This is a genomic window from Kitasatospora sp. NPDC101447 (assembly GCF_044767225.1).
Classification (GTDB): domain Bacteria; phylum Actinomycetota; class Actinomycetes; order Streptomycetales; family Streptomycetaceae; genus Kitasatospora.
Genome location: NZ_JBIWNL010000041.1, coordinates 22,969 through 48,787, shown reverse-complemented (window position 1 = coordinate 48,787; position 25,819 = coordinate 22,969). Strand labels below are relative to the sequence as shown.

Below are 25,819 nucleotides of genomic sequence, written 5' to 3'. Positions count from 1 at the left end.
CGCCCTGCCACGCAAGCGAGGAGTACGCCATGAAGCCACCCGTCCATGAGGAGCAGGGGCCCGCCGCCACCCTGCCGGTCGGCTCCCCGGCCGCCGTGCGCGGGTACCTCCTGCTGCTCGCGCGGCGGCACCGCGGCGGGTTCTCCGGGGTGGTGGCGCTGCACTCGGTGGCCACGCTCGCCGGGCTGGTCGGCCCCTGGGTGCTCGGCCGGCTGGTCGAGTCGCTGGCCACCGGCACCGCCGGGTCCACCATCACCGTGGCCGTCGCGTGGTACCTGCTGGCACTGGTGGCGCAGGCGGCGTTCACCGGCTGGTCGAGGATGCGCGGCGCGGTGCTCGGCGAGCGCGTGCTCGCCGACCTGCGCGAGGACTTCCTGGTCCGCTCGGTCGCACTGCCGACCGGCGTGCTGGAGCGGGCCGGCACCGGGGACCTGGTCTCCCGGGGCACCACCGACGTCGACCGGCTGGACAAGTCGGTGCGCGAGGCGGTGCCCGAACTCGCCGTCGCCGTGGTGTCGTTGCTGCTGGTGCTCGGCGCCCTGCTGGTCACCTCGCCACTGCTCGCGCTGACCTCGCTGATCGGGCTGCCGCTGCTGCTGGCCACGTCCCGCTGGTACTTCCGGCGCGCGCCGCAGTCGTACCGCAACGAGTCGGCCGGGTACGCCGCGGTGAACACCGTGCTGGCCGAGACGGTGGACGCCGGCCGGACGGTCGAGGCGCTGCGCCTGGGCGAGCAGCGGATCCGGCTGACCGATCGCAAGCTGCGGGAGTGGCTGGCCTGGGAGCGCTACACCCTGTGGCTGCGCTCGGTCTGGTTCCCGACCATCGACGCGGTCTACACCGCCGCCGTGCTCGCCACCCTGGTGCTCGGCGGGCTGTTCACGCTCAGGGGCTGGATCACCGTCGGCCAGTTGACCACGGGCGTCCTGTACGCCCAGATGCTGACCGGCCCGGTGGACCTGATCCTGCGCTGGTACGACGAACTGCAGATCGGACAGGCCTCGCTGGCCCGGCTGGTCGGTGTGCGCGAGGTACCGGAGCACGAGGGGGACGAATCCGCCCGTCCCGACGGCCGCCGGGTGGAGGCCACGGACGTCCGCTTCGGCTACCGCGAGGGCGCGGACGTCCTGCACGGGATCAGCCTGGACGTCGCCCCGGGCAGCCGGGTGGCGCTGGTCGGGCCGTCCGGGGCGGGGAAGTCCACGCTCGGCCGTCTGCTGGCCGGGATCTACGCCCCCGGCCGCGGCAGCGTGACCCTCGGCGGGGCGTCGCTGTCGCGGATGCCGGCCGAACGGGTGCGCGCGGAGGTGGCCCTGGTGAACCAGGAGCACCACGTCTTCGTCGGCACCCTGCGGGACAACCTGCGGCTGGCCGCGCCCGACGCGGACGACACCGAGCTGCGGGCCGCGCTGGACGCGGTGGACGCCGGGGACTGGGTGGACGGCCTGCCCGAGGGCCTGGACACCGAGGTCGGCTCCGGCGGCACCGCGCTGACCCCGCCGCAGGCCCAGCAACTGGCCCTGGCCCGGCTGGTGCTGGCCGATCCGCACACCCTGGTGCTGGACGAGGCCACCTCGCTGCTGGACCCGCGCGCCGCCCGGCACCTGGAGCGCTCGCTCGCCCGGGTGCTGGAGGGCCGGACGGTCATCGCCATCGCCCACCGGCTGCACACCGCGCACGACGCGGACGTGATCGCGGTGGTCGAGGGCGGGCGGATCAGCGAGTACGGCAGCCACCCGCAACTGGTCGCGGCCGGCGGTCCGTACGCGGCGCTATGGCGCTCCTGGCGGGACGAGCGGTAGTACGGGACGAGCGGTAGCAGTCGGGGGAGCCCGGCCGCAGGGCGTAGATCGGTAAACCCGCACGGGGTCGGATTGCCCCGTGCGGGTTACTGCCCGGCCCGGAAGGGCGCGTAACCGGGCAAATCGGCGGTCCGGCCCGCAGACTGCTCCGGTGACCAAGATTTCAGACGGCCCGTCCCGCTCCCCGCGCGGTGAGATCGGCGGGATCCCCACGCGCTACATCGGGATCGGCGTCATCGTCATCCTCGCCGTGTGGTTCCTGTTCGCCAACCTCGACCGGGTGAAGATCCAGTTCTGGGTGTTCACCGTCACCGCGCCGCTCTGGATCACCCTGCTGGCCACGCTGATCGCGGGCGGTGTGCTGGGCTGGCTGCTGAAGGGGCGGCGCAGCCGGTGACGACCGATCCCGAGTCGGCCCGCAGCGGCACCTCGGCCTTCACCCCGCTGATCGAGCTGCGCGGGGTCAACAAACACTTCGGGGACCTGCACGTGCTGCAGGACATCGAACTGACGGTGGGCCGCGGCGAGGTCGTCGTGGTCATCGGCCCGTCCGGCTCCGGCAAGTCCACGCTGTGCCGGGCGATCAACCGGCTGGAGCCGATCGAGGACGGCAGCATCCTGATCGACGGCCGGCCGCTGCCCGAGGAGGGCAAGGGGCTCGCCCGGCTGCGCGCCGACGTCGGGATGGTGTTCCAGTCCTTCAACCTGTTCGCGCACAAGACCGTGCTGCAGAACGTCTCGCTCGCGCAGATCAAGGTGCGCGGCCGGCCCAGGACGGAGGCCGACAGCAAGTCCCGGGCGCTGCTGGAGCGGGTCGGCCTCGCGACCCAGGCCGACAAGTACCCGGCCCAGCTCTCGGGCGGCCAGCAACAGCGGGTCGCGATCGCCCGCGCGCTCGCGATGGACCCCAAGGCGCTGCTCTTCGACGAGCCCACCTCGGCGCTCGACCCCGAGATGATCAACGAGGTGCTGGACGTCATGCGCCAACTCGCGCACGAGGGCATGACGATGGTCGTGGTCACCCATGAGATGGGTTTCGCCCGGGCCTCGGCGAACCGGGTGGTGTTCATGGCGGACGGCCGGATCGTCGAGGACCGTGCCCCGGAGGACTTCTTCAGCGCACCCGAGAGCGAGCGAGCCCGGGACTTCCTGTCCAAGATCCTGAAGCACTGAGGCGGCGGCGTGAACCGTGAGACGACGCCCCGCGCGCGGGCGGGGAGGTCCGGTGCGCGGACGGGGAGGGGCGGCGCACGCGCGCGGACGCTCGTGCTCGCCGTCGCTCTGCTGCTCACCGCTCTGGCAGCGGCCTGCGGCAAGCCCGGCACCCCGCCGCCCAAGGGGCCGCAGCCCAGCGCACTGCCCAGCTACCAGGTGCAGGACGCCGTCTCGATCACCGGCTCGCCGACCCTGGACGCGGCCCGGAAGCGCGGCCACCTGGTGGTCGGCGTCAAGGAGGACCAGCCGTACCTGGGCCAGAAGAACCCGGCGACCGGCGAGTACTCCGGCTTCGACATCGAGATCGCCAAGATGGTTGGCGCCTCCCTCGGCTTCCCGCCGGACGAGATCCAGTTCAAGACCATCGCGTCGGCCAACCGCGAGACCGCGCTGCAGAACGGCCAGGTGGACTACTACGTCGGCACCTACACCATCAACGACAACCGGAAGAAGCTGGTCGGCTTCGCCGGGCCGTACTTCGTCGCCGGGCAGTCGCTGCTGGTGCGCAAGAACGACAACACCATCCACGGCCCGCAGGACCTGGACGGCAAGAAGGTCTGTTCGGCGGCCGGCTCGACCCCGTACCAGCGCATCCAGTCGCAGTTCCCGAAGGCCAAGCTGATCGGCTACGACACCTACTCGGCCTGCGTGGACAACCTGATCACCAACCAGGTCGACGCCGTGACCACCGACAACGCGATCCTGCTCGGCTACGCGGCCAAGGTGCCGGACGAGCTCAAGGTGGTCGGACCGCTGTTCTCGACCGAGCCGTACGGGATCGGGGTGCCGAAGAACGACACCGTGCTGCGCGCCGCGCTGAACGACGCACTGGAGCACCACGAGCAGAACGGCGACTGGAACAAGGCCTTCGAGGCGACCCTCGGCCTCTCCGGGGAGCCGGCGCCCACCCCGCCGCAGATCAACCGGTACTGAGAGGGGCCCGCGCCGTGAAGACGCTGATCGACAACTGGTCGACCTACTGGGAGGGCTTCCTCGGCACGCTCTCGCTGTTCGCGGTGAGCGCCGTGCTGTCGCTGGTGCTGGGGGTGCTGATCGCGAGCTTCCGGGTCTCGCCGGTCAGGCCGCTGCGGGTGTTCGGGGCGGTGTGGGTGACGATCCTGCGCAACACGCCGCTGACCCTGCTGTTCTTCATCGTGGTGCTCGGCCTGCCCCGCTTCGACATCACCCTGCCCTTCTACACCTTCGCGGTGCTCGCGCTCGGCTGCTACACCTCGGCCTTCGTCTGCGAGGCGATGCGCGCGGGCGTCAACACCGTGCCGACCGGGCAGGGCGAGGCGGCCCGGAGCCTGGGCATGAGCTTCGGGCAGACGATGGGCCTGGTGGTGCTGCCGCAGGCGTACCGCTCGGTGGTGGCACCGATCGGCAGCGTGATGATCGCGCTGGCGAAGAACACGGCGATCGCCGGCTCGTTCAGCGTCACCGAACTGCTGGGCACCTACCGGACCATCAACGAGCTGGGCTACAGCATCGTGTGGACCTTCGTCTGGATCGCCGTCGGCTACCTGATCATCACCCTGGGCGTCAGCGCCGTCTTCTACCTGCTGGAGCGACGAGTGGCGGTGTCCCGATGACCGTTGAATCCTCGGCGCTGTACGACATCCCCGGTCCCAAGGCGCTCGCCCGCCACCGGCTGTACGGCGGGATCGCGCTGGTGCTGATCGCGGCGGTGCTCGGCTGGGTCGTCTACATGCTGTTCCACACCGACCAGTTCACGTACGAGAAGTGGACGGCCTTCCAGTACCGGGGCGTGCAGGAGCTGCTGTTGCGCGGGCTCGGGAACACCCTGAAGGCCTTCGGCTGGACGGTCCTGTTCGCGCTGCCCTTCGGCGCGCTGTTCGCGGCCGGGCGGCTGTCCGACCACCGGGCGGTGCGCTGGCTCTCCACTCTGGTCGTGGAGTTCTTCCGGGCCATGCCGGTGCTGGTGATGATCTTCTTCGTGTTCGTGGCCCTGAAGGTGCAGCCGCTGTGGGCGCTGGTCACCGGGCTGGTGCTCTACAACGGCTCGGTGCTGGCCGAGGTGTTCCGGGCCGGCGTGCTCGCGGTGCCCAAGGGGCAGCGGGAGGCCGCGTACGCGCTGGGCATGCGCAAGACCCAGGTGATGACGTACGTGCTGGTGCCGCAGGCCAACAGGGCGATGCTGCCGGCCATCATCAGCCAGCTGGTGGTCGCGCTCAAGGACACCTCGCTGGGCTTCCTGATCACCTACGAGGAGTTCCTGCACGCGGGCAAGCTGATCGCCACCAACCTGGACTACGACCTGCCGTTCATCCCGGTGGTGATCGTGATCGCGCCGATCTACATCGGCATGTGTCTGCTGCTCTCCTGGTTCGCCCGCTTCGTCGAGAAGCGCAGCCGGCGCAGCCCGAGCGTGCGGGGCGGGGCGCCGGTGGCCAAGGCCGAGGTCTCGATGGGGCTGCCGCCGTCCGCGCAGCAGTGAGAGGCCTGGTTCGGCAGTGAACCATAGGTACGGATGGGGTCGGGGTCGGTACCTCCAAATTCCTCTTATGATTGCGGGGCTGGACGGGACCGCCCGAGCGGTTCGGACGACGACCACCCGGGCGGGAGGGGCCATGGAGCCGGTGTTCGACTCGCGGCACATCAGGACGTTCCACGAAGTCGTCCGGGCGGGCTCCTACTCGGCCGCCGCCCGCGAACTCGGCTACACCCAGCCCGCCATCACCCAGCAGATGAAGGCACTCGAACGCACCGTCGGCGTCCCCCTGTTCACCCGTGCCGGGCGAGGACTGCGGCTCACCGAGGCGGGCGAGGCGCTCTCCCGGCACGCCGAACTGATCCTCGGCAGCATGTCCGCAGCCCAGCAGCAGCTCGCCGCGCTCGCCCGGCTGCGCGCCGGGCGGGTGCGGGTCTGCGCCTTCCCCAGCGCCAACGCCACCCTGATACCCGAGGCGATGGCCCGACTGCTCGCCGAGCACCCCGGCGTACGGGTCGAGCTGCTGGAGGCCGAGCCCCCCGACTCCGTCCAGCGGCTGCTGCGCGGGGAGTGCGACATCGCGCTGGCCTTCCGCTACCCCGGCGCCGCCACCGAGGTGCCGGACGGGGTGGACGAGATCCCGCTGATGGAGGACCTGCTCACGGTGCTGCTCCCGGTCGGGCACCCGCTCGGGCGCCGGCACGCCGTCCGGCTCGTCGACCTCGACGGCGAGCGCTGGATCGCCGGCTGCCCCCGATGTCGGGCCAACCTGCTGCACGTCTGCGCGGAGGAGGGCTTCGCGCCGGACATCGTCTTCTCCACCGACGACAACCTCGCGGTGCAGTCGCTCGTCGCCGCCGGGGTCGGGATCGCCCTGATGCCCGCCCTGGTGCTCTCCTTCATGTGCCACCGGAAGGTCACCGGGCGGGCCGTCGAACCGCACCTGCGGCGGCAGGTGAGCGCGTACGTGCTCCGCGAACACCGCCGGATCCCGGCCACCGGGCTGGTGCTGGACCACCTGCGGCAGGCCGCGGCGAGCCGGGTCGGCTGCTGACCCATAAGCCCTGATGGGGATGTCGCTTACGAACCCTCCTTGGACGTGATAGGTCCATTGGTCCCAATCTGCTGACATGACGCCCCCAGCCACGGTCGGCAGCGACCGGCTCACCGAGCGGATGACCGCGCTGATCAGCGAGATCCGCGCCGTCGTGGACCGCGGACTGCCCCCGGAGCTCACCGCCTACCTGGTGGGCGAGCGCCTCGCCCCGCACCTGCACGCCGACCCGGACGGGCCCGACGCCCTGCTCACCCCCGCCCAGTGCGAGGGCGACCCGCAGCGCTACCGCCAGCACGTCCTGCACGCCGAGGAGGACGGCAGCTTCTCCGTCGTCGCCCTGGTCTGGCTGCCCGGACAGCACACCCCGATCCACGACCACGTCTCGTGGTGCGTGGCCGGCGTCCACCGGGGCCAGGAGAGCGAGACCCGCTACCGACTGGTCTCCGACGGCCGGACCGCCCGGCTGGTCGAGACCGAGCACGTGGCCGGCCCGGCCGGCACCGTCGCCGCGTTCGCCCCGCCCGGTGACATCCACCTGGTGCGCAACTCCTGCAACACCACGGCCATCTCCATCCACGTGTACGGCGCGGACGTCTCGCGGCTCGGCACCAGCATCCGGCGGGTCTACCGGCTGCCCGCCGACCAGGAGCAGTGAGCGGCGGCGTGGCACTGACCCTCCGGCAGCGCGCCGCCCGCACCCGTTCGCTGCCCCCGATGCGCGGCGACGCCCCCGGGCTGCTGCTCGCGGTCCTCGGCGTGGCCGCCGCCCTGGCCGTCCACGCGGCGGTCCCGGCCGTGCCCAAGCTCACCGCCGCCGTCGTGCTCGGCATGGCGGCCGCCCACCTGCCCGGGCTGCGCCCGGTGGTCCGCGGGGTCGCCCGGCCGGGCCTGTCCACGGCCGGGAAGCGGCTGATGCGGGTCGGGATCGTCCTGCTCGGGCTCAAGCTGAGCCTGGGCGACGTGCTCGGCCTCGGCTGGGCCACCGTCGCCATGGTGCTCGCCGTGGTCGCGGCCACCTTCGCCGGCACGCTGTGGCTGGGCCGACGGCTCGGCCTGCCGGGAGACCAGCCGCTGCTGGTCGCCACCGGGTACTCGATCTGCGGGGCCTCGGCGATCGGCGCGGTCAGCCAGGCGGCGGGCAGCGAGGAGGAGGACGTCGCGGCCTCGGTCGCCCTGGTCACCCTGTGCGGGACCCTCGCCATCGCCGTCCTGCCGCTGCTCCAGCACCCGCTGGGGCTCGGCGAGGTCGAGTTCGGGCGCTGGGTCGGCGCGAGCGTGCACGACGTCGGGCAGGTCGTCGCCACCGCGCAGACGGGCGGGGCGGGGGCGCTGCGGGAGGCGGTGCTGGTCAAGCTGATGCGCGTGGTGCTGCTGGCGCCGCTGGTCGCGGGGGTGGCCGTGGTGGTGCGGCGGAACCTGCGGGTGGCGAAGGCTGCGGGTGTGGGTGCCGGTGCCGGTGCCGCGGGATCGGGCTCGGCGGAGGGGGCGGCTGGGAAGTCGGTGAAGACCGCGAGCCGTCCGCCGATCCTGCCGCTGTTCGTGGCCGGGTTCCTCGCGATGATCGTCCTGCGGACCACCGGGGTGCTGCCCGAGCGGGCGCTCGACCTGGCCGGGGACGCCCAGGAGCTGCTGCTCGCCGCCGCGTTGTTCGGACTCGGCAGCGCCGTGCACCTGCCGACGATGGTCCGCACCGGCGGACGGATCGCCCTGCTGGGGCTGGGCTCCTGGGTGGTGGTGGCCGGCGTCTCCTACGCGGGGGTACTGATCACGACCTGACGGAACCGGGTGCGGACTCGGCTATTGTCGGGCGGGTACTCGTCCGCATCGGGACGGTCCCGTGCTCGCACGGGAGCCGCCGGCGGTCGAGTGCGCCCGAGTACGCCCGAGTTCGCCCGAGTTCGCCCGAGTTCGCTGGGTTCGTCGAGGAGGACGGATGACCACCGCACTGCCCGAACGGGACGGCCCCGAGGCCGTCGTCACGCTCGACCGGCGGGAGGGCCCGTTCGGCGAGGTGGTGCTTCGGCAGCGCGGACGGCACTTCGAGATCATCGCCAACGGCTGCTTCCTGATGGACACCGCCGACGGGCGCTCGGAGCGGCTCTTGGTCCAGGCGGCACTGGACGAGCTGGACCGCACGGGCAGCCGCGCCGAGCGGCCGACGGTCCTGATCGGCGGCCTCGGGGTCGGCTTCTCGCTCGCCTACGCGGCGGCCGAGCCCCGCTGGGGGCGGATCGCCATCGTCGAGCGGGAGACCGCGATCATCGACTGGCACCGGAACGGCCCGCTCGGCAGCTTCTCGGACGGTGCGCTCGACGACGAGCGGGTCGCGGTGCTCCACACCGACCTGCTGGAGTACCTCGCGGCCGCGGACGGCGAGCGCTACGACGCGCTGTGCCTGGACATCGACAACGGGCCGGACTGGACCGTCACCGACTCCAACAACGGGCTGTACGGCGCGGACGGGCTCGCGGTGCTGTGGCACCGGCTGCAGCCGGGCGGGGTGCTGGCGGTGTGGAGTGCGCAGCCGTCGGTGGCCTTCGAGGAGGCGCTGCGGGCGGCGGGCTTCTCGGACGTGGTGACGCACGAGATCCCGGTGTCCCGGGGAGTGCCGGACGTGGTGCACCTGGCGCGGCGCGTCGGCTGAGAGCCGACTCGGCCTGCGGGGCGGGCTGTTGGCAGTGATCGTCCGGGTGGGGTGCCCCGATCGGGCTTCCCCCCGGGGTGGTTGATGGTCTGGCGGGCGGTGGTGGGTGGTGGCTGAGAGCGGGACTCCCTCGGAGCGGATCGCGGCCGAACTTCGACGGCGCATCGTGGCAGGGGAGTTGGCGCCGGGCGAGCGGGTGCCGTCGACCCGGCGGATCACCCGGGAGTGGGGCGTGGCGATGGCCACGGCGACCAAGGTGCTGAGCCGCCTCCGGGAGGAGGGGCTGGTCCGGGCCGTCCCCGGGGTGGGGACGGTGGTGGTCGGGGCGAAGGCTCCGGGCGCGAGGACTGCCGGGGCGCGGGCTGCCGGGGAGCGAGCAGCCGGGGCGAGCGCCGACGGGGCGAGGGCTGGCGGGGAGCGAGCGGGCGAGGCGCAGGGGAGTTCGGGGGCCTCCGGGGTGCCCGGGATCCGGCGGGCGCGGGCCGGGGGTGACCGCGAGCTCACCCGGGAGCGGATCGTGGCGACGGCCGTCCGGGTCGCGGACACGGAGGGGCTGGCGGCGCTGTCGATGCGCAGGGTCGCGACGGACCTCGGGGTCGCGACGATGTCGCTCTACCGGCACGTGCCGGGCAAGGACGAACTGTTGCGGCTCATGATGGACGTGGCCTTCGGTGAGCAGCCGCTGCCCGAGCCGCCCGCGTCGCACTGGCGGGAGGGCCTGGAGGCCGTCGCGCGGCTGCAGTGGCGGATCTACCGGCGGCACCCGTGGCTGGCGTCCACGATGTCCTTCACCCGGCCGGTGCTGGCGCCGGACGCGGCCCTGCACACCGAACGGTCGATGGCCGCGCTGTCGGGGCTGGGGCTGAGCGGGGAGGAGATCGCCCAGGCCTCCGTCGCGCTGGCGGCGTTCGTGTGCGGGTTGGCGGTCCACTTCGAGCGGGAGGCGCAGGCCGAGCAGGACAGCGGGCTGTCCGCCGACGAGTGGATGGACCGCCTGGGCGACGAGGACCACGATCGGCTGATGTCGGACCCGGAGCGGTTCCCGATGTTCGACGCGATGAACCGGGGGCCGGAGATCGACCTGAGCCTGGAGGCGCTGTTCGAGTTCGGGATGGCGCGGATGCTGGACGGGATCGAGGCGGCGATCGAGGGGCGGCGCGCCTGAGGAGGGCGGCTGACGGGTGACGGGGCCGGGGGACGGGTGACAGAGAACAGTTGACAGGGAACAGCTGACAGATTTCAGAGTTCAGCGAACGAAATCTGAAATCTGTCAGCTGTTACCCGTTGTCGTCGACTGCCCGCTGCCCGCTGCCCGCTGCCCGCTGCCCGCTGCCCGCTCAGCCGAACGGCCGGTGCTCCGGCACCGCGTCGTTCGCCTCCGCCGCGGGCTTCGCCTCCTCCACCGGCGCGGTGGCCGAGAAGTCCGACATCGCGAAGGGGTCGAAGTCCGGCGGCGGGATCATGACCGGCGTGCCCTTGCGGGGCGCTCCCTCGTCGCCCGCGGTCATGGCCGGGGCGGGCGCGGCGGCCACGACGGGCGCCGGGACGACCGGCGGGGTCGACGGCGGCGGTGGGACGGCCGGGCCCTGCGAGGCGAGGGTGGTGCCGAACGGGTCGTCCTTCTGCTCGGCCGCGACCGTCGTACCGAACGGGTCGGCGACCGCAGGCGCACCCACGGGCCGGGCGGTCGGCGCGTCGCCCGGTGTACCCGTGAGGGCCTCCGGGGCGAAGGGGTCGAAGTCCGGCGGCGGGATCATGACCGGGGTGCCCTTCGGACGGTCGTCCGGGGCCTGCGCGGTCTCGGTGGCGGCCGACTCGGCGACCGGCGCGAAGGGGTTGAAGTCCGCGGGCGGGACGCGCACCGGCGTACCGCGCAGGTGCACCGGCACCTCCGCAGGCTCGTCCGCCGCCCGCTGTTCCACCTGTTCCACCCGGTCCGCCCGTTCCGCCTCGACGGGAACGGCGGCCGGCGCCAGGACCGGTGCCGAGACCGGCGGCTGGGCGGGCACCTGGGCGGGAGCGGTCGCCGGGACGACGGCCGGCACCGCGTCACCCACCGCCGCGGTGGGCGCGGGCTCGCCGTCCCATCCGAACTGGATGCTCTTCAGCAGCTCCGCGAACGCCTCCGTGTACAGCTCCCAGTCCTCCGGCCGTGCCGTGGACAGCTGGGCGCACAGCACGGTCGCGCCGTCCGGCAGCGGGATGAAGGCCTGGACAGCCGAGGTGACCACCCAGCGCCGCTGCCCGTCGGCCGCCAGGGAACCCGGCACCGGCACGGTCCGGCCCTCGACCAGGACGGCGGCCGGTCCGGCCGGTAGCAGCACCGTCCACACCTCGGCGTGCCGCCGGACGGTGGCCAGCTCGGTGGCGAGCGCGGCGATCGGCAGCGGGTGCCGGGCGAGGGAGACGACGAGGGCGGCGTCCGAGGCGCGGTCGTCGAGCTGCAGGGCGCAGACGCCCGCGTACGCGACGCCCGCGTCACGGATCAGGTCGGCCAGGGTGGCGGAGATCACCGCGAAGTCGCGGCGCCCTTCGGTGCCGGTGGCGCTGAACAGTTCCTCGGCGACCTCCGCCAGGTGCCCGGACAGCTCCGCGGCCGACGCCACGGTGGCCCGGTCGGCCGGGTCGGCGTCGGCGGGCAGCAGCGGCACCGTACGGGCGGAGACGCCGGGGGGACCGCCGGGGGAGGTGAGCGGGTGGAAGCCGGGCGGGACGACCAGCCGGACCTCGGCGCCCGCGCCGGTGGGCAGCTCGACCGGCTGCCGGGTCTGCTGTCCGGCCGCCAGCGCGGCCAGCGCCGGGGCGAACGGTGGGCGCAGCTTGGCATCGGCGAACTCGCCGGTGACCGGCAGTTGGAACAGTGCGGCCGAGGTGGTGCCCCGGTCGGCGATGGCGCCGCGCACCGGTCCGCCGCCGTAGCGGGACTGCAGGGCGTCGATGACCCGGTCGGCGATCCGCGCGCCGGTACCGGGACGCGCGGAGCCCGCGGTGATCACCGTGCCGAGCCGGTCGACGGCGGCGTGCACCGGGCCGTTGGGGGCGAGCGGCAGGCCGAACAGTGCCTCGGCGGCGGGGTGCGCGCTCGTGCGCAGCGCGCTCAGCGAGGCCGCCGGGTGGCGCGAGGTCTGCTCGTCGAAGAGGGCGTCGGTGAGCGTGCCGAGGGTCGCGCAGACCTGCTCGGCTGCCGCGAAGGGGTTGGCCTCCGCACTGAACTGGACGTCCTGGGTCAACTGGTGAGCCCCCCGCTCTGCTCCGTCTGCCGTCGGTGGTTCGGGTGGGACCGGGCCCGCCGCGGCGGCGCGCCGTCAAATCCCTGCCCATTCCTATCAGAGCCCGCCGTCCTGACCGAACCGCAGGATGACCCGATGATCACTCGGACCAGCGCGGTGACCACTGCTTCGGCGGTCAACCGGCGGTGGTTCCGGCCTCCGGTCCGCCCTGAGGTCCGCCCTTGGGTCCGGCCTTCGGTCCAGCCTCGGGGCCGGAGGCCGTCGCAGGAGGCTCGGGCGACCCGGCGGGCACGTCGGCGAGCGACCCGGCGGGCGCGTCGGCCGGAGCTGCGGTGGCGAGCGCGGTGACCGCGTCGAGGATCCCCGGGACGGCGAACAGCTCGGCGAGGTCCCGGACCAGGCGTCCGGTCGGGCCGTCCGGACGTTCGGCGGCGAAGAACGAGGCCAGTTCGGCGGCGAGCGCCGGCTCGCGGGCAGCGGTGAGGGTGAGCGCCGCGACGAACTCCTGCACCAGGTGCAGTTGGAGTTCCTCCAGCGGCACCGAGCGCTCGCCCAGCCACTCCAGCGAGGTGATCTCGGCGTTGGCGATCCAGGCGCGCACGGTCAGCCGCAGTCCGGGGCTGGGCGAGGGGAGTGCGAGGTGGGCCAGGATCTGCTCCTGCGCGGCCCGGCGCACGTCGTCGATCACCGCCGAGGTGCCCGCGCTGGCCGCCACCGAGCCACCCCGCAGCAGCGCCGCGAAGCCGGGCCCGTGGCTCTGGACGAAGTCCAGGTAGCGGCCCATCACGCGGAGGAGCCGCTCGGACAGCGGCCCCTCCATGGGCTCCTCGAAGCGGGCGGCCAGCTCCCGCCCGGCCCGCCGCAGCGACTCCTCGTACAGCGCCTGCTTGCCGGGGAAGTAGTGGTACACCAGCGGCCGGGAGGCGCCCGCGGCGGCGGCGATGTCGTCGATCGACACCTCCTCCGGCGGCCGCCGGCTGAACAGCTCCAGTGCCACGGCGATCAGCTGCTCCCGCCGCTCGTCCACGCTCAGCCGTCGACGGGGCCGTTCACCCGCCGCGGCCCGGCCGGTTGCGGAGGTCCGTGCTGCGCGGTCGGCCGTCGGGGACGGCGTACGGGAGGCCATGCGCGTCACCCTATCCGGCGCTGGTCCGGCGGCCCATGCTGTCCGGTCCCCGGTGCCGTCCCGGCGGCCTATGCGCTCCGGAGGTCCAGGTAGCGGCGGTAGGCCTCGCGGCCGTCGGGGACGAAGGTGTCGCGGGCGAGGCGCTCGGCGAGTTCGTCCGGGGTGAGCCAGGCGTGCCAGGCGACCTCGGACTCCTGCGGGCTGACCGGGCCGTCCCACTCGGCCTCGTACATGTCGCACCACCAGTTGAGCTTGCCGCCGTCGGGCTCCCGGTAGTGGAACTTGAACATCGGGCGCGGGGCGATGCCGTGGACGCCGAGTTCCTCCTCGGCCTCGCGGACGGCGGCCTCGGCGTAGGTCTCGCCGGAGCCGACGACGCCGCCGACGAACATGTCGTACGCGCCGGGGGCGAACAGCTTGGTGGCGGTGCGGCGATGGACGAAGATCCGTCCGGCCGGGTCGCGGACCAGGATGAAGACGCAGCGGTGCGTCAGGCCGCGCCGGTAGACCTCGCCGCGCAAGGCTGTTCCGATCACCCGGTCGTGCTCGTCGACGACGTCCAGCAGTTCCTCGGCAGGGTTGGTCATGACGAACAGGTTAGGGTTTCGGGGCCCGGTTCGAACGGATCTCCACGAACTTTCGAACGCGGGCGGACGACGGCGATCGGAACGGCCTGAAGGCGGCGCGCGGTGGTGGAGATCTGGGGCGAGACGGCCGAGGGGTTCGGGCCCGTGCGGGCGGCCTTCGCGCGGAACTTCGTCGAGTACGGCGAACTGGGCGCGGCCTTCGCGCTGTACGTGCACGGCCGCAAGGTGGTCGACCTGTGGGGCGGCGACGCCCGGCCCGAGGTCGGCGGGCGGCCCGCGCCGGCGGTGCCGTGGACGGCGGACACCGCGCAGGTGCTGCGCTCGGTCACCAAGGGCCTGACCGCGACCACCGCGCTGCTGGCCGCAGAACGCGGGCTGCTGGACCTGGACGCGCCGGTGGCCTCGTACTGGCCGGAGTTCGCGGCTTCCGGCAAGGCCGGGGTGCCGGTGCGCTGGCTGCTCTCGCACCAGGCCGGGGTGCCCGCGCTGGACGTGCCGCTGCGGCTGGAGGACGTGCTCACCTGGGAGCGCGCGGCCGCCGCCGTCGCCGCGCAGGCGCCCGCGTGGGAGCCCGGCACGGCGCACGGCTACCACCCGTACACCTTCGGCTGGCTGGTCGGCGAGGTGGTGCGGCGGGTGAGCGACCGGACGATCGGGCAGTACTTCGCCGAGGAGATCGCCCGGCCGCTCGGGCTGGACCTGTGGATCGGGCTGCCCGCCGGGGTGGCGCCGAGGGTCGGCAAGCTCGTCGACCTGCCCGCCCCGGAAGCGGCCCGGACCGGCCCGAGCGGGCTGCGGCTGCGGCCCAAGCAGGCCGTCCGGGACGCCTACCAGGACCCGGGCTCGCTGACCGCGCGGTCCTTCGCCTCGGTGCGCCCCGGGGTGGACCTCAACGACCCGGCGGTGCAGGCCGCCGAGATCCCCGGAGCCGGCGGCATCGGCACCGCCCGTTCGCTGGCCCGCTTCTACGCGGCGCTGATCGGCGCGGCCGACCGCCCGGACGGCTCCGGCGCGCTGCTGCCGCCGCTGCTCGGGCCGGAGGTGCTGGCCCGCGCGGTCGGGCCGGCCGTGAGCGGGCCGGACCGGGTGCTGATCGTCAACTCCACCTTCGGCCTGGGCTTCTGGCGGCACGGCCCGACCGCGCCGATGGCCTCCCCGGCGAGCTTCGGGCACCCGGGGCGCGGCGGTTCGCTGGGCTTCGCCGATCCGGAGCTGGGGCTGGGCTTCGGCTACGTCACCAACGGCATGCAGCCGGGCGTCACCGGGGACGTCCGCTCGCGGAACCTGATCCGCGCGGTGCGGGGGTGCCTGGGGCTGTCCTGATCCCCGGCGGTCCGGTTCAGGCCTGCCGGTTCAGGCCTGGCCGGTCTCGAAGCGGCTGATCTTGCCGCCGTCGACGGTGAAGCGCCAGGCGGTGCGCATCTCGCCCCAGGTGTCGTTGGTGAAGTTGGCGACGAGCGCGTGGCCGCCGTCCGACTCGGTCTGGACGGCCATCCGGCCGCCGGCACCGAAGATCTCGCGCTCCGTCCAGTCCGCCAGGTCGCGGTCGGAGCCGTCGTCGGACATGGTCGCGCCGGGGGTGAGGGTGGCCTGGAAGGCCTGGCGGTCGCCCGCGTTGATCGCGGTGACGAAGTTGCGGACGGCCGGGTCGGAGAGCTTGGAGACGGCGATGGTCATGCGGGACTCCCGGGGGTGAGGGGTGTCGGGGAGTCCTGTTCTAAGGCGTTCGCGGGGTCCGTCCGGGCATGTCGGCGGCGCGTCGGGAAAATGGCAGGATTCATGTGCTTAGATCCCGAACCAGGTGATTTGCCCGAAAAGCCCGCCGCGGGGAGTGGCGGTGGAGCGGGAGGCCGGGGCCGGTCTCCCGCTCCGCCTTTCGGCCCGGAGCCTGTCGGCCCGGAGCTTCTGGGTCCGGAGCCTGTCGGTCCGGAGCCTTTCGGCCTAGAAGAAGCCGACCGCGTCGGTGGAGTAGCTGACCAGCAGGTTCTTGGTCTGCTGGTAGTGCTCCAGCAGCGCCTTGTGGTTCTCCCGTCCGATGCCGGAGTTCTTGTAGCCGCCGAAGGCCGCGTGGGCCGGGTAGGCGTGGTAGCAGTTGGTCCAGACCCGGCCCGCCTGGATGGCGCGTCCGGCCCGGTGGGCGGTGTTGAGGCTGCGGGTCCACACACCGGCGCCGAGCCCGTACTGGGTGTCGTTGGCGAGCGCGACCGCCTGGTCGAAGCCGTCGAAGCGGGTCACCGAGACGACCGGGCCGAAGATCTCCTCCTGGAAGACCCGCATCGAGTTGTCGCCCTCGAACACGGTGGGCGTCACGTAGTACCCGCCGGCCAGGGCGCCGCCGAGGTCGGCGCGCTCTCCGCCGGTGAGGACCTTGGCGCCCTCGGCCTGGCCGATCTCGAAGTAGGAGAGGATCTTCTTCAGCTGTTCGGCGCTCGCCTGGGCGCCGACCTGGGTCTCGGTGTCCAGCGGGTCGCCCTGGCGCATCGCGCGCACCCGCTGCAGGCCGTCGGCGAGCAGCCGCTCGTAGATCGAGGAGTCGATCAGCGCCCGGCTGGGGCAGGTGCAGACCTCGCCCTGGTTGAGGGCGAACATCGCGAAGCCCTCGATGGCCTTGTCGTAGAAGGCGTCCGAGGCGTCGGCGACGTCCGCGAAGAACACGTTGGGGCTCTTGCCGCCGAGTTCCAGGGAGACCGGGATCAGGTTCTCGGCCGCCGCGCGGGAGATCAGCCGGCCGGTGGAGGTCTCGCCGGTGAAGGCGAGCTTGCGGATCCGCGGGCTGGCGGAGAGCGGGGCGCCGGCCTCCTCGCCGAAGCCGGTGACGATGTTGAGCACGCCGGGCGGCAGCAGGTCGGCGGTGAGCTCGGCGAGCAGCAGCACCGAGGCCGGGGTCTGCTCGGCGGGCTTGAGCACCACCGCGTTGCCGGCCGCGAGCGCCGGCGCGAGCTTCCAGATCGCCATCAGGATCGGGAAGTTCCACGGGATGATCTGCCCGACCACGCCCAGCGGCTCGTGGAAGTGGTACGCCACGGTGTCCTCGTCCAGCTGGGAGAGGCTGCCCTCCTGGGCGCGCAGCGCACCGGCGAAGTAGCGCAGGTGGTCGATGGCGAGCGGGAGGTCGGCGGCCAGCGTCTCGCGCACCGGCTTGCCGTTCTCCCAGCTCTCCGCGACGGCCAGCTTCTCCAGGTTGGCTTCCATCCGGTCGGCGACCCGCAGCAGCACCTGGGCCCGCTCGGCGGCCGGGGTGCGGCCCCAGGCGGGGGCGGCGGCGTGGGCCGCGTCCAGGGCGGCCTCGACGTCCTCGGCGGTGCCGCGGGCGACCTCGGTGAAGACCTCGCCGGTGACCGGGGTCGGATCGCCGAAGTACTCGCCGCGCACCGGGGGCGTCCATCCACCGCCGATCCAGTGCTCGTACCGGGACCGGTAGGCGACGATGCTGCCGGGCGCGCCGGGGGGCTGGTAGACCGTCATGCTCTGGTGTCTCCTCGCGACGTCGGGCGCCGCCCGGACCGCACGGCCGGAGGCGGCGCGCCGGACCGCCCGGTCGGGGCGGCCCGGCGGGAGGGTATGGACACGCACACGGGCCGGGCGCCCGGGGGCGCCCGCCGTCGAGCACGATAACCGCCGGGCGCGTGGTGCGGCTACGGTCCGTGCGACCCGTCCGTACGGAGGGTGGGCGTTCCGGCCGTTCTCGCAGGCGCGGTCGGGGTCGGTGCGGTCGCCGTGGTCGGTGCGATCGCCGTCATCGTCGCCGCCGTGGTCGATGCGATCGCCGTCGCCGTCGTGGTCATCGGCGTCGGCGTCGGTGCGGTCGTCCACCTCGGCGCCCCCGGGCGGGGCGGGTGAGGTGGCCGTGCCCGGCAGGCGCACGGCCGGGTGCCCGGCGGGCGGGTGTCAGACCGCGTGGTACCGGCCGGTGCGGGCCTCCCAGCTGAGGTAGCCCGCCAGCCAGGTGAGCAGCCCGTCCGCGTACCGCTGGGCGATCGCCCGCTCTATCCGGGACAGGCCCAACTCGCGGTAGACGTCGGGGAGTCGTCCGTGCAGCTCGGCGCAGCGTTCGACCATCAGCTGGGCCTCCGCGATGACCGCCGCGCACGCCTCCTCGGCCGAGCAGCGGCGCTCACGCTGGACGATCATGACCAGGTTGTTGACGTCCCCGCGCGGCGCCTCCAGCGGGTAGGACCGGACGTCGTTGCTCAGTGACGGTATGTCGGCTGCCAGCTGGCGGAGTTGACGGAGCACCGGGTGGTGCAGGACGGCGGCGGGGACCTCGAACAGGCCGATGCGTTCGACCATGTCGAAGATGGTCTCCATCGCCGCGGTGCCCCGTCTGAGCTCCAGGTAGCCGTCCCGGTCCGGCGGCCGGGCGGAGATCCGGCCGGCCGCCTCGGCGGGGTGACTGGCCAGGTAGTACTCCCAGTTGTACGCGGCGCGTGCCTGCCAGCGCGCGGGCATGCCCTGCACGCTGCGGCTCCACAGGTCGGCGAACGCGGTTTCGACCGGGGAGCCCTGGTCGGGGCGGGCGCCGTGCAGGACGGCGATCAGGCGTTCGCAGATCGGAGCGACTTCCGAGGGGCGGCGGCCGAGCGGGCCGTCGAACTGGTCGTCGAAGAGGAAGTAGAAGCCCATCAGGTCGGCAGCCAGGGCGAGTTCGGTCGGCCCGGCGTCGGGGTAGCCCAGCGCGGCGAGGTCGACCACCTCCCAGTGTGCGTAGCCGGGGTGGTCGGCGTCGGGCAGCAGGGGGTGGCGGATCAGCCAGTCGCGGTGCAGTGCGGTGGCGAGAGGGCCGTGCGGACTGCGGCGGTGCGGGAACGGAATCTGAAGTGAGGTGTCGTCAGACATCGGACTCCCGGTGCAGCGGAGGGTGGGGGCGCTTGTGGTTCGAGCACTGTCTGTGGGGGGAGTTGACACGGGGAGGCTGAGATGGTGAGGGTGGGGTTCGCAAGATCATCTTTGCCTGAGTGCCGTAGGGTATCTGATGTAATGATCGGACGTTAGGGATATAGGGCAATTGCCCTTGGCAAGCTCTCCGAACCCTCACCGTCCGTCCCAGCCTGCACGAATGGCGCACAGTGAGGCCCACGCAGCGCTAACCTCGGCTCCACGCAGTGATGGAGCTGTGACGCGATCGGGCGAGGCGGAGGCGCGACGGTGACCGAGCAGGAGAACGAACTTCGGGCGGGGGCCGGTTCCGGGCGCGACGGTGACGGTACCGCGCCCCGCGTCCGACTGCGCGACCGGGACGCGGAACTGCGCTCGGTGGAGAACGCCGTCGACCGGCTCTGCCGCGAATTCGCCGCCGGCGGCACCGAGATCGGCGACCTGCTCGCGTTCTCCGGCCGCCCCGGCATCGGCAAGACCAGCCTGCTGCAGGAGGTCCGACGGATCGCCAAGCTGCGCGACGGCGCCACCGTGCTGTTCGCCCGAGGCGGCGAACGCCAGTTCAAGGAGCCGTACCACGTGCTGCGCCAGCTGCTCCAGCCGGTGCTCACCGACCTGGCGCCGGACGTGTTCCGCCAGGTCATGGGCACCTGGGAGGAGGTCGTCGGACCGGCCATGGGCCTCAAGCAGCCCAAGGCCGGTGCCCGTCGCCTCGACCCGCAGGGCGTGCGCGACGGCCTCGACTACGTCCTCACCCAGCTCGCACCGCGCCGCGCGCCGATGGTGATGATCGTCGACGACCTGCACTGGGCCGACGCTGAATCCCTCTCCTGGCTCGCCAAGTTCGCCGTCCGCTCCAGCGAACTGCCCGTCCTGCTGGTCTTCGCCTTCCGCGAGGACGAGAACGACTGGCCCGTCGCGACCCAGGAGTTCCGCCGGGACATCATCGGCCTCAAGGGCCGCAAGCACGAGCTCAACCGGCTCAACCTCAGCTCCGTCACCGACATGATCCGCGCCGAACTCGGCCCCAAGGCCGAGGACGCCTTCTGCTACGAGTTCTGGAACGTCGTCAACGGCAACCCCTTCGAGGTCGTCGCCCTCCTCGACCAGGTCCGCGACCAGGAGCTCGAACCGGTCGAGGAGAACTCCCGGCAGCTGCGCGAACTCGCCGTCGACGCCACCGGGATGACCCTCAAGAGCTGGCTGGACCGGCTCGGCGCCAGCACCCTGCGCTTCGCCTGGGCCTGCGCCATGCTCGGCACCGACATCAGGGTCGACCTCGCCACCCGGATCTCCACCCAGAGCACCGAGGGCGCCCGCGACTCCATCAAGCAGCTGCGCAAGCAGCGCGTGCTCACCCAGGCCCCCAACGGGAACCTCGAATTCGTCCACCCGCTGATCGCCAGCTCGATCTACAACACCATGCCGGACGCCACCCGCCTCGGCATGCACGGCATCGCCGCCGTCGAGATCGAGAACGCCGGACTCGGCCTGCTCGCCGCCTCCCGCCACCTGGTCGAGACCCACTCCGGCGAGGGCGACGACCGGATCGTCAAGAAGCTGCGCCGCGCCGCCGTCGAACACCAGCTGATCGGCGCCCCCGAGGCCGCCCAGCGCTGCCTGCACCGCGCGCTCAACGAGCCGCCCGCCGACGAGATCAAGGCCGAGGTGCTCTACGAACTCGGCTGCTCCGCCCTGCTGACCGACCCCGTCGCCACCGTCAACCAGCTCAAGCTCGCCCTCGACCCGGACGAGGTGCCGCTGCGCCCCGAACTGCGGGTGGACGCCACCTTCCGGCTCTCCGAGGTGCTCGCGCACAGCGGCGAGCTGCGCCAGGCCGCCCTGGTCTGCCAGGACGAGGCGCAGCTCACCGACGACCCGGCCGGGCGACAGCGGCTGCAGGCCGCCTCGTTCATGTGGCACGCCTTCCGCAAGTCCGAGGAGGACGGCCCCGGCCGCTCCGCCCGGCTCGGCGCGATGTGCGGCAGCCTGACCGGCCAGGAAGCCGCCGACCGGGCCGTGCTCGCCATGCGGGCCTGGGACCTCACCCTGCGCGGCGCACCCTCCGCCGACGCGCTCGCCCTCGCCGACAGGGTGCTCGACGGCGGCCGGCTGCCCAAGGGCCTCGGCTGGACCGACACCACCTGGGGCTTCGAACTGCCCTCGATGCTCGGTCTCACGTACATCTACAACGACCGCGTCGCCCAGGCCGAGCGGCTGGCCGCCGACGCCATCATCCAGTTCGAGGTGGCCGGCTGGAGCGGAGCCCACCGGGGCTTCGCGTACTTCCTGATGGGGCTGGCCCGGTTCCGCCGCGGCCTGCTCGCCGAGGCCGAGGACTTCCTGCGCCGGGCGTACCGCATCTCCGAGCGGATCGGGCAGAAGCTGCCGCTGGCCTGGGACGCGGTCGGCGTGCTGGTGGACACCCTGATCGCCCGCGGCCGGGTCGACGAGGCCTGGGAGCTGGCCAACGAGTTCGGCTTCCACCCGCCGTACCACGCGACCGCCATGGTGCTGCCGGACGCGGCCTCGCTGTACGGGAAGCTGCTGATCGCCAAGGGCCGGCACGCGGGCGCGGCCGCCGCGCTCACCGAGGCCGGCACCCAGCTGGAGATCCGCGGCTGGCGCAACACCGTCTGGGCGCCCTGGGCCGGCCACCTCGCCGTCGCGATCGCGGAGGACGAGCCCGAGCGCGCCCGCGAGTACGCCCAGACGGCCGTCCGGCACGCCCGCACCTTCGGCACCGCCTCGGCGATCGGCAGCGCGCTGCGGCTGCAGGCGTACGTCGAGGACGGCCAGCAGGCGGTCGAGCTGCTGGAGCAGGCCGTGATGCACCTCGGACAGTCCCCGGCCGGCTACGAGCACGCCGTCGCACTGGTCGACCTCGGCGCCGCGCTGCGCCGGGTCGGGCGGCTGGAGGACGCCCAGGAGTACCTGTACCAGGGCATCGAGCTGGCCCAGCACTGCTCGGCGGAGGGGCTGGTCGAACAGGCGCGGCGGGAGCTGGCCAACTACGGCCTGCGGCCCAACCGGCTCGGGCTGCGCGACTTCCGGGACACCCTGGACACGCTCAGCGGCCCGGAACTGGAGGTCGCCCGGCAGGCGGTGCAGGGCCTGCCGCCGCAGCGGATCGCCGAGGAGCTCGGCCTGCACATCAGCCTGGTGAACAGGCGGCTGGCGGCCGTCTACCGCAAGGCGGGGAGCGGGCCGGACGGGCTGGCCTCGGCGCTCGGGCTGCAGCAGCAGCGGGAGGCGAGCCGGGCGGAGGACGAGGAGTAGGGGGCGGCGGTCCGCGCGGCGGTGGCTTGTCGTGCGGCCGCTTCTTGTGGGGCGGCTTGTCGTGCGGTGGTGGCAGTGGTGGGCGATGGCCGCCGTGGCAGGTGGCGGTCGGTCAGGGCGGGTGCAGCGTAAAGGCGGAGCGCGCCGGTGCCGCTGCGCCCGGGTGGCCGCCGCCGTCGATAGGCTGACGGAGACGGGGCTGCCGAGGCACCCTCGACGGACCAGGAAGCGGCCGGGCGCGGAGTGCTCCGGCCGACAGTGAGGAGCAGGCCATGGCGAGCGAGGCCACCAGTGTTCGACACGAACACCTCGAACCCTCGGGCGCGGGCGCCGCGATCGAGCGCTGGACGCTCACGGCCGGTCCGTACGAGGCGAGCGTGCTGAACCTCGGTGCCACCCTGCACACCCTGAGCGCACCGGACCGTTCCGGCCGATGCGCGCAACTGCTGCTCTCCAGCGACGAGTTGGCCCAGCTCCTGGGCCCGGCCCGGCACTACGGCACGGTGGTCGGCCGGTACGCCAACCGGATCGACCGCTCGTCGGTCACCGTCGACGACGAGGAGTACCCGCTCGCCCCCACCGGCGGCGGCATGACCATCCACGGCGGGCCGGACGGCTTCGCGCACCGGATGTGGGAGGCCGAGGCGGTGGAGGGCGGGGTGCGGCTGCGGCTGCACAGCCCGGACGGCGACCAGGGCTTCCCCGGCGCCCTGGACGTGACCGTCGACTACACGCTCGACGCCTCCGGCGAGCTGGTGATCGCCTACCGCGCGGTCACCACCAAGCCGACCGTCGTCAACCTGACCAACCACGCGTACTTCAACCTCGCGGGTGAAGGCAACGGCGACGTCCTCGGCCACCTGCTGACCCTGGACGCCGACGAGTACACCCCGGCCGACGAGCGGCAGGTCCCGACCGGGCGGACGGAGCCGGTGGCCGGCACGCCGTTCGACTTCACGGTGGCCACGCCGATCGGCAAGTCGGTGCACGACCGGCACCCGCAGCTGATCGGGCCCGGCGGCTACGACCACAACTGGGTGCTGCGGGAGCGGCCCGCGGACGGCAGCCCGGCGCGGGCGGCGCTGCTGGAGGACCCGGTCAGCGGCCGCACCCTGGAGGTGCTGACCACCGAGCCGGGCGTCCAGGTCTACACGGCGAACAAGTTCCAGGGCGCGGTCACCGGTGCGAGCGGCGTCCCGTACGGGCCGTTCGCCGGGGTCGCGCTGGAGACCCAGCACTTCCCGGACTCCCCGCACCACCCGGCGTTCCCGAGCACGGTGCTGCGGCCGGGGGAGGAGTTCCGCTCCACGACCGTGCTGCGGCTGGGGACGAACTAGCCCGTCACGGTCAGGGCCGGGGACCTGCCCGCAGCTGTGGCCCCGGCCAACGGCAGGGCCGCGGGCAGGATCACGGCCGCAGGTCCCGGCGCATGCAGAGCCGGGGCCAGCGGTCCAGGCCGTGCTCGGCCTCCTGGCGCCGGATCTCGCGCAGGCCCGGGGTGACCTCGGCGTCGCTCAGCGGGCGGAAGCCGCAGCGCGCGTAGTAGGGGGCGTTCCAGGGCACCTCGGCGAAGGTGGTGAGGGTGAGCGCCGGGGCGTCGGTGGTCCCGGCGAGGTGCTCGATCAGCGCCCGGCCGATGCCGCGGCGGGCGTGGTCGGGGTGGACGGAGACCTGCTCGATGTGCATCGCGCCGTCCACGGGCTCGGCCAGCAGGTAGGCGGCGATCGTGCCGTCGGGGGCCTCGGCGACCAGGGCGACGCCCCGTTGCAGGTAGTGCGCCAGCTCCTCCGGGGCCGGGGGCTCGTCCTCGGCGACCTCCGGCATGCCGATCGCGGCGAAGGGGGCGCCGGCGGCCCGTTCCAGCTCGGCGAGCAGCGGAAGTTCGTCCTCGGTGACGGTCCTGATGCGCATGCGTCCAGTCTGCGCCAGGCGGCTTTCAGCCACGCACGGTGGTTCCGTCGGCCACCCGGCAGCGGTCCGAATCGGACGAACCGGGGCAATCGGCGTGGGCGTCAACTACCGAGTGGCAACGTCCAGGACACGCGGATGTAACGATCCCCGTTTCTTGCAGAAACTTGCTGCAAGGACTTTCCGTCGATCTTTCACCGCTGTTAACTTCCTTCCAGCCCGACGGCAGCAAGGATGCGGTCGGCACGAGGCAGCCATTATGCGCCTGTCTCCGAAGATCTCGGGCACCCCCACCCTCCCAAGGAGTTCTCATGCGGCGTGGCATCGCGGCCTCTGCCCTCGTTGTGGCCCTCGCGGTCTCGATGGCTGCCTGTGGCAGCAGCGGCTCCAGCTCGGACGGCAAGGCCGACGGGCCGGTCACCCTCACGTACTGGGACACTTCGAACGCCACCAACGAGGCGCCGAACTACCAGGAGCTCGTCAAGAAGTTCGAGGCCGCCAACCCGAACATCAAGGTCGACTTCGTCAACGTCCCGTTCGACCAGGCGCAGAACAAGCTCCAGACCGCCATGGGGGCCAAGGGCGCTCCGGACGTGTTCCGCTCCGAGGTCGGCTGGACCGCCGCCTTCGCCAAGGCCGGCTACCTGGAGCCGCTGGACGGCACCCCGGCCGCCGCCGACACCTCCGCCTTCCAGCCCAGCCTGATCCAGCAGGCCAAGTACGAGGGCAAGCTGTACGGCGTCCCGCTGGTCACCGACACCCTGGGCCTGCTCTACAACAAGGAGCTGTTCGCCAAGGCCGGCATCACCGAGGCGCCGAAGACCTGGGACGAGCTGAAGGCCGACGCCGCCGCCGTCAAGGACAAGGCGGGCGTGGACGGCTTCTGGCTGAAGGCCGCCGACGGCTACTACGCGATGCCGTTCCTGTTCGGCGAGGGCACCGACACCGTCGACGCCGCCGGCAAGAAGATCACCGTCACCTCGCCGGAGGCCGTCAAGGCCGTCGAGACCTACAAGTCGATGTTCACCTCGCCCGGCACCGCCAAGGCCGACGTCACCACCGACGCCTACGCGCACATGATGGACGCCTTCAACAGCGGCAAGGTCGCGGCGATCATCCAGGGCCCCTGGGAGATCACCAACATCTACAAGGGCTCGGCCTTCGCCGACAAGACCAACCTCGGCATCGCGGCCGTCCCCGGTGGCTCCGCGGGCAAGGCCGGCGCCCCGACCGGCGGTCACAACATCGCCGTCTACGCCGGTGCCGACAAGGCCCACAAGGCCGCCGCCGAGAAGTTCGCCGCCTTCATGACCTCGGCCGAGAGCCAGGCGTTCATCGCGCAGAAGAACTCCACCCTGCCGACCCGCTCCGACGCCTTCACCGCCGACGTCAAGGCCGACCCGGGCATCGCCGGCTTCCAGGGCATCCTGAGCAGCGCCAAGCCGCGCCCCGAACTGCCCGAGTACAGCTCGCTGTTCGCCTCGCTGGGCACCAACCTGGGCAAGGCCGTCCAGGGCACCGGTACCCAGGACGCGCTGAACACCGTCGCCACCGACTACGCCAAGCTCCTGCCGGGCTTCGCCAAGTAGTCCCCGTGCCCGGTCCGTCGGATGACGGCTGACGGATGACGGCGAACGGATAACA

Annotated in this window: 22 protein-coding genes and 1 pseudogene; 16 read left to right on the top strand and 7 right to left on the bottom strand. The window is 72.9% G+C overall.

What is annotated here, in order from left to right:
* The first annotated feature begins 29 nt into the window (after positions 1-29).
* From ACIRST_RS36060 to ACIRST_RS36010, 11 genes are all read left to right on the top strand, one after another.
* Positions 30-1,802 (top strand): ABC transporter ATP-binding protein, encoded by a 1,773-nt coding sequence (locus tag ACIRST_RS36060; protein ID WP_402807871.1) that lies wholly within the window; start codon positions 30-32, stop codon positions 1,800-1,802.
* 151 nt (positions 1,803-1,953) lie between these two features.
* Positions 1,954-2,199 (top strand): LapA family protein, encoded by a 246-nt coding sequence (locus ACIRST_RS36055; RefSeq protein WP_350524239.1) that lies wholly within the window; start codon positions 1,954-1,956, stop codon positions 2,197-2,199.
* 47 nt (positions 2,200-2,246) lie between these two features.
* The gene (locus ACIRST_RS36050) at positions 2,247-2,975 is read left to right on the top strand and encodes an amino acid ABC transporter ATP-binding protein (protein WP_350524280.1); all 729 of its coding nucleotides are present in this window, start codon (positions 2,247-2,249) and stop codon (positions 2,973-2,975) included.
* A gap of 93 nt (positions 2,976-3,068) precedes the next feature.
* Positions 3,069-3,950, top strand: a complete 882-nt coding sequence (locus tag ACIRST_RS36045) for a glutamate ABC transporter substrate-binding protein (protein ID WP_402807867.1) — start codon at positions 3,069-3,071, stop codon at positions 3,948-3,950.
* 14 nt (positions 3,951-3,964) lie between these two features.
* Positions 3,965-4,609, top strand: a complete 645-nt coding sequence (locus ACIRST_RS36040) for an amino acid ABC transporter permease (RefSeq protein ID WP_350524241.1) — start codon at positions 3,965-3,967, stop codon at positions 4,607-4,609.
* Positions 4,606-5,475: an amino acid ABC transporter permease gene (locus ACIRST_RS36035; protein ID WP_350524242.1), complete on the top strand. Its 870-nt coding sequence runs from the start codon at positions 4,606-4,608 to the stop codon at positions 5,473-5,475. The genes ACIRST_RS36040 and ACIRST_RS36035 overlap by 4 nt, the downstream gene beginning before the upstream one ends.
* Before the next feature lie 142 nt (positions 5,476-5,617).
* Complete coding sequence (locus ACIRST_RS36030; protein ID WP_350626643.1) at positions 5,618-6,523, top strand: LysR family transcriptional regulator; 906 nt, start codon at positions 5,618-5,620, stop codon at positions 6,521-6,523.
* Positions 6,524-6,599: 76 nt separating this feature from the next.
* On the top strand, positions 6,600-7,181 hold the full coding sequence (locus tag ACIRST_RS36025) for a cysteine dioxygenase family protein (RefSeq protein ID WP_350524243.1): 582 nt from the start codon (positions 6,600-6,602) through the stop codon (positions 7,179-7,181).
* A gap of 59 nt (positions 7,182-7,240) precedes the next feature.
* The gene (locus ACIRST_RS36020) at positions 7,241-8,302 is read left to right on the top strand and encodes a YeiH family protein (protein ID WP_402807900.1); all 1,062 of its coding nucleotides are present in this window, start codon (positions 7,241-7,243) and stop codon (positions 8,300-8,302) included.
* Between the two features lie 157 nt (positions 8,303-8,459).
* Positions 8,460-9,170 carry a spermidine synthase gene (locus ACIRST_RS36015; RefSeq protein WP_350524244.1) on the top strand — a complete coding sequence of 237 codons (711 nt, stop codon included), beginning with the start codon at positions 8,460-8,462 and terminating at the stop codon, positions 9,168-9,170.
* 109 nt (positions 9,171-9,279) lie between these two features.
* Positions 9,280-10,335 carry a TetR/AcrR family transcriptional regulator C-terminal domain-containing protein gene (locus ACIRST_RS36010; protein ID WP_402807863.1) on the top strand — a complete coding sequence of 352 codons (1,056 nt, stop codon included), beginning with the start codon at positions 9,280-9,282 and terminating at the stop codon, positions 10,333-10,335.
* A 172-nt stretch (positions 10,336-10,507) separates the two neighbouring features.
* Here the strand turns inward: ACIRST_RS36010 and ACIRST_RS36005 are convergent, their stop codons facing one another.
* The 3 genes and pseudogenes from ACIRST_RS36005 to ACIRST_RS35995 form a co-directional block, all read right to left on the bottom strand.
* Complete coding sequence (locus ACIRST_RS36005) at positions 10,508-12,400, bottom strand: hypothetical protein (protein ID WP_402807860.1); 1,893 nt, start codon at positions 12,398-12,400, stop codon at positions 10,508-10,510.
* 361 nt (positions 12,401-12,761) lie between these two features.
* Positions 12,762-13,433 (bottom strand): annotated as a pseudogene (locus ACIRST_RS36000) (TetR/AcrR family transcriptional regulator); the annotation flags it as partial.
* Between the two features lie 161 nt (positions 13,434-13,594).
* Positions 13,595-14,113, bottom strand: a complete 519-nt coding sequence (locus ACIRST_RS35995; protein ID WP_402807858.1) for an NUDIX hydrolase — start codon at positions 14,111-14,113, stop codon at positions 13,595-13,597.
* A 102-nt stretch (positions 14,114-14,215) separates the two neighbouring features.
* On the opposite strand from ACIRST_RS35995, the gene ACIRST_RS35990 reads away from it, so the two are divergent.
* A complete protein-coding gene (locus ACIRST_RS35990; protein ID WP_402807855.1) occupies positions 14,216-15,436 on the top strand; it encodes a serine hydrolase domain-containing protein in 1,221 nt (406 codons plus the stop codon).
* A gap of 30 nt (positions 15,437-15,466) precedes the next feature.
* Here the strand turns inward: ACIRST_RS35990 and ACIRST_RS35985 are convergent, their stop codons facing one another.
* Both ACIRST_RS35985 and ACIRST_RS35980 read right to left on the bottom strand, forming a co-directional pair.
* Entirely contained in the window at positions 15,467-15,790 is a 324-nt protein-coding gene (locus ACIRST_RS35985) for a nuclear transport factor 2 family protein (RefSeq protein WP_350524249.1), read from the bottom strand.
* A gap of 264 nt (positions 15,791-16,054) precedes the next feature.
* Entirely contained in the window at positions 16,055-17,578 is a 1,524-nt protein-coding gene (locus ACIRST_RS35980; RefSeq protein WP_402807852.1) for an aldehyde dehydrogenase family protein, read from the bottom strand.
* A 201-nt stretch (positions 17,579-17,779) separates the two neighbouring features.
* Between ACIRST_RS35980 and ACIRST_RS35975 the strand changes: the two genes are divergently transcribed.
* The gene (locus tag ACIRST_RS35975) at positions 17,780-17,953 is read left to right on the top strand and encodes a hypothetical protein (protein ID WP_402807850.1); all 174 of its coding nucleotides are present in this window, start codon (positions 17,780-17,782) and stop codon (positions 17,951-17,953) included.
* Between the two features lie 48 nt (positions 17,954-18,001).
* Here ACIRST_RS35975 and ACIRST_RS35970 read toward each other — a convergent pair whose 3' ends face one another.
* Entirely contained in the window at positions 18,002-18,949 is a 948-nt protein-coding gene (locus ACIRST_RS35970) for a terpene cyclase (protein ID WP_350524251.1), read from the bottom strand.
* Positions 18,950-19,258: 309 nt separating this feature from the next.
* Between ACIRST_RS35970 and ACIRST_RS35965 the strand changes: the two genes are divergently transcribed.
* Positions 19,259-22,267 carry an ATP-binding protein gene (locus tag ACIRST_RS35965; RefSeq protein WP_402807848.1) on the top strand — a complete coding sequence of 1,003 codons (3,009 nt, stop codon included), beginning with the start codon at positions 19,259-19,261 and terminating at the stop codon, positions 22,265-22,267.
* A 272-nt stretch (positions 22,268-22,539) separates the two neighbouring features.
* The gene (locus tag ACIRST_RS35960) at positions 22,540-23,604 is read left to right on the top strand and encodes an aldose epimerase family protein (RefSeq protein ID WP_402807846.1); all 1,065 of its coding nucleotides are present in this window, start codon (positions 22,540-22,542) and stop codon (positions 23,602-23,604) included.
* A gap of 70 nt (positions 23,605-23,674) precedes the next feature.
* Here ACIRST_RS35960 and ACIRST_RS35955 read toward each other — a convergent pair whose 3' ends face one another.
* Complete coding sequence (locus ACIRST_RS35955) at positions 23,675-24,178, bottom strand: GNAT family N-acetyltransferase (RefSeq protein WP_350524254.1); 504 nt, start codon at positions 24,176-24,178, stop codon at positions 23,675-23,677.
* 308 nt (positions 24,179-24,486) lie between these two features.
* Between ACIRST_RS35955 and ACIRST_RS35950 the strand changes: the two genes are divergently transcribed.
* Entirely contained in the window at positions 24,487-25,764 is a 1,278-nt protein-coding gene (locus ACIRST_RS35950) for an extracellular solute-binding protein (RefSeq protein WP_350524255.1), read from the top strand.
* Positions 25,765-25,819 lie beyond the last annotated feature (55 nt).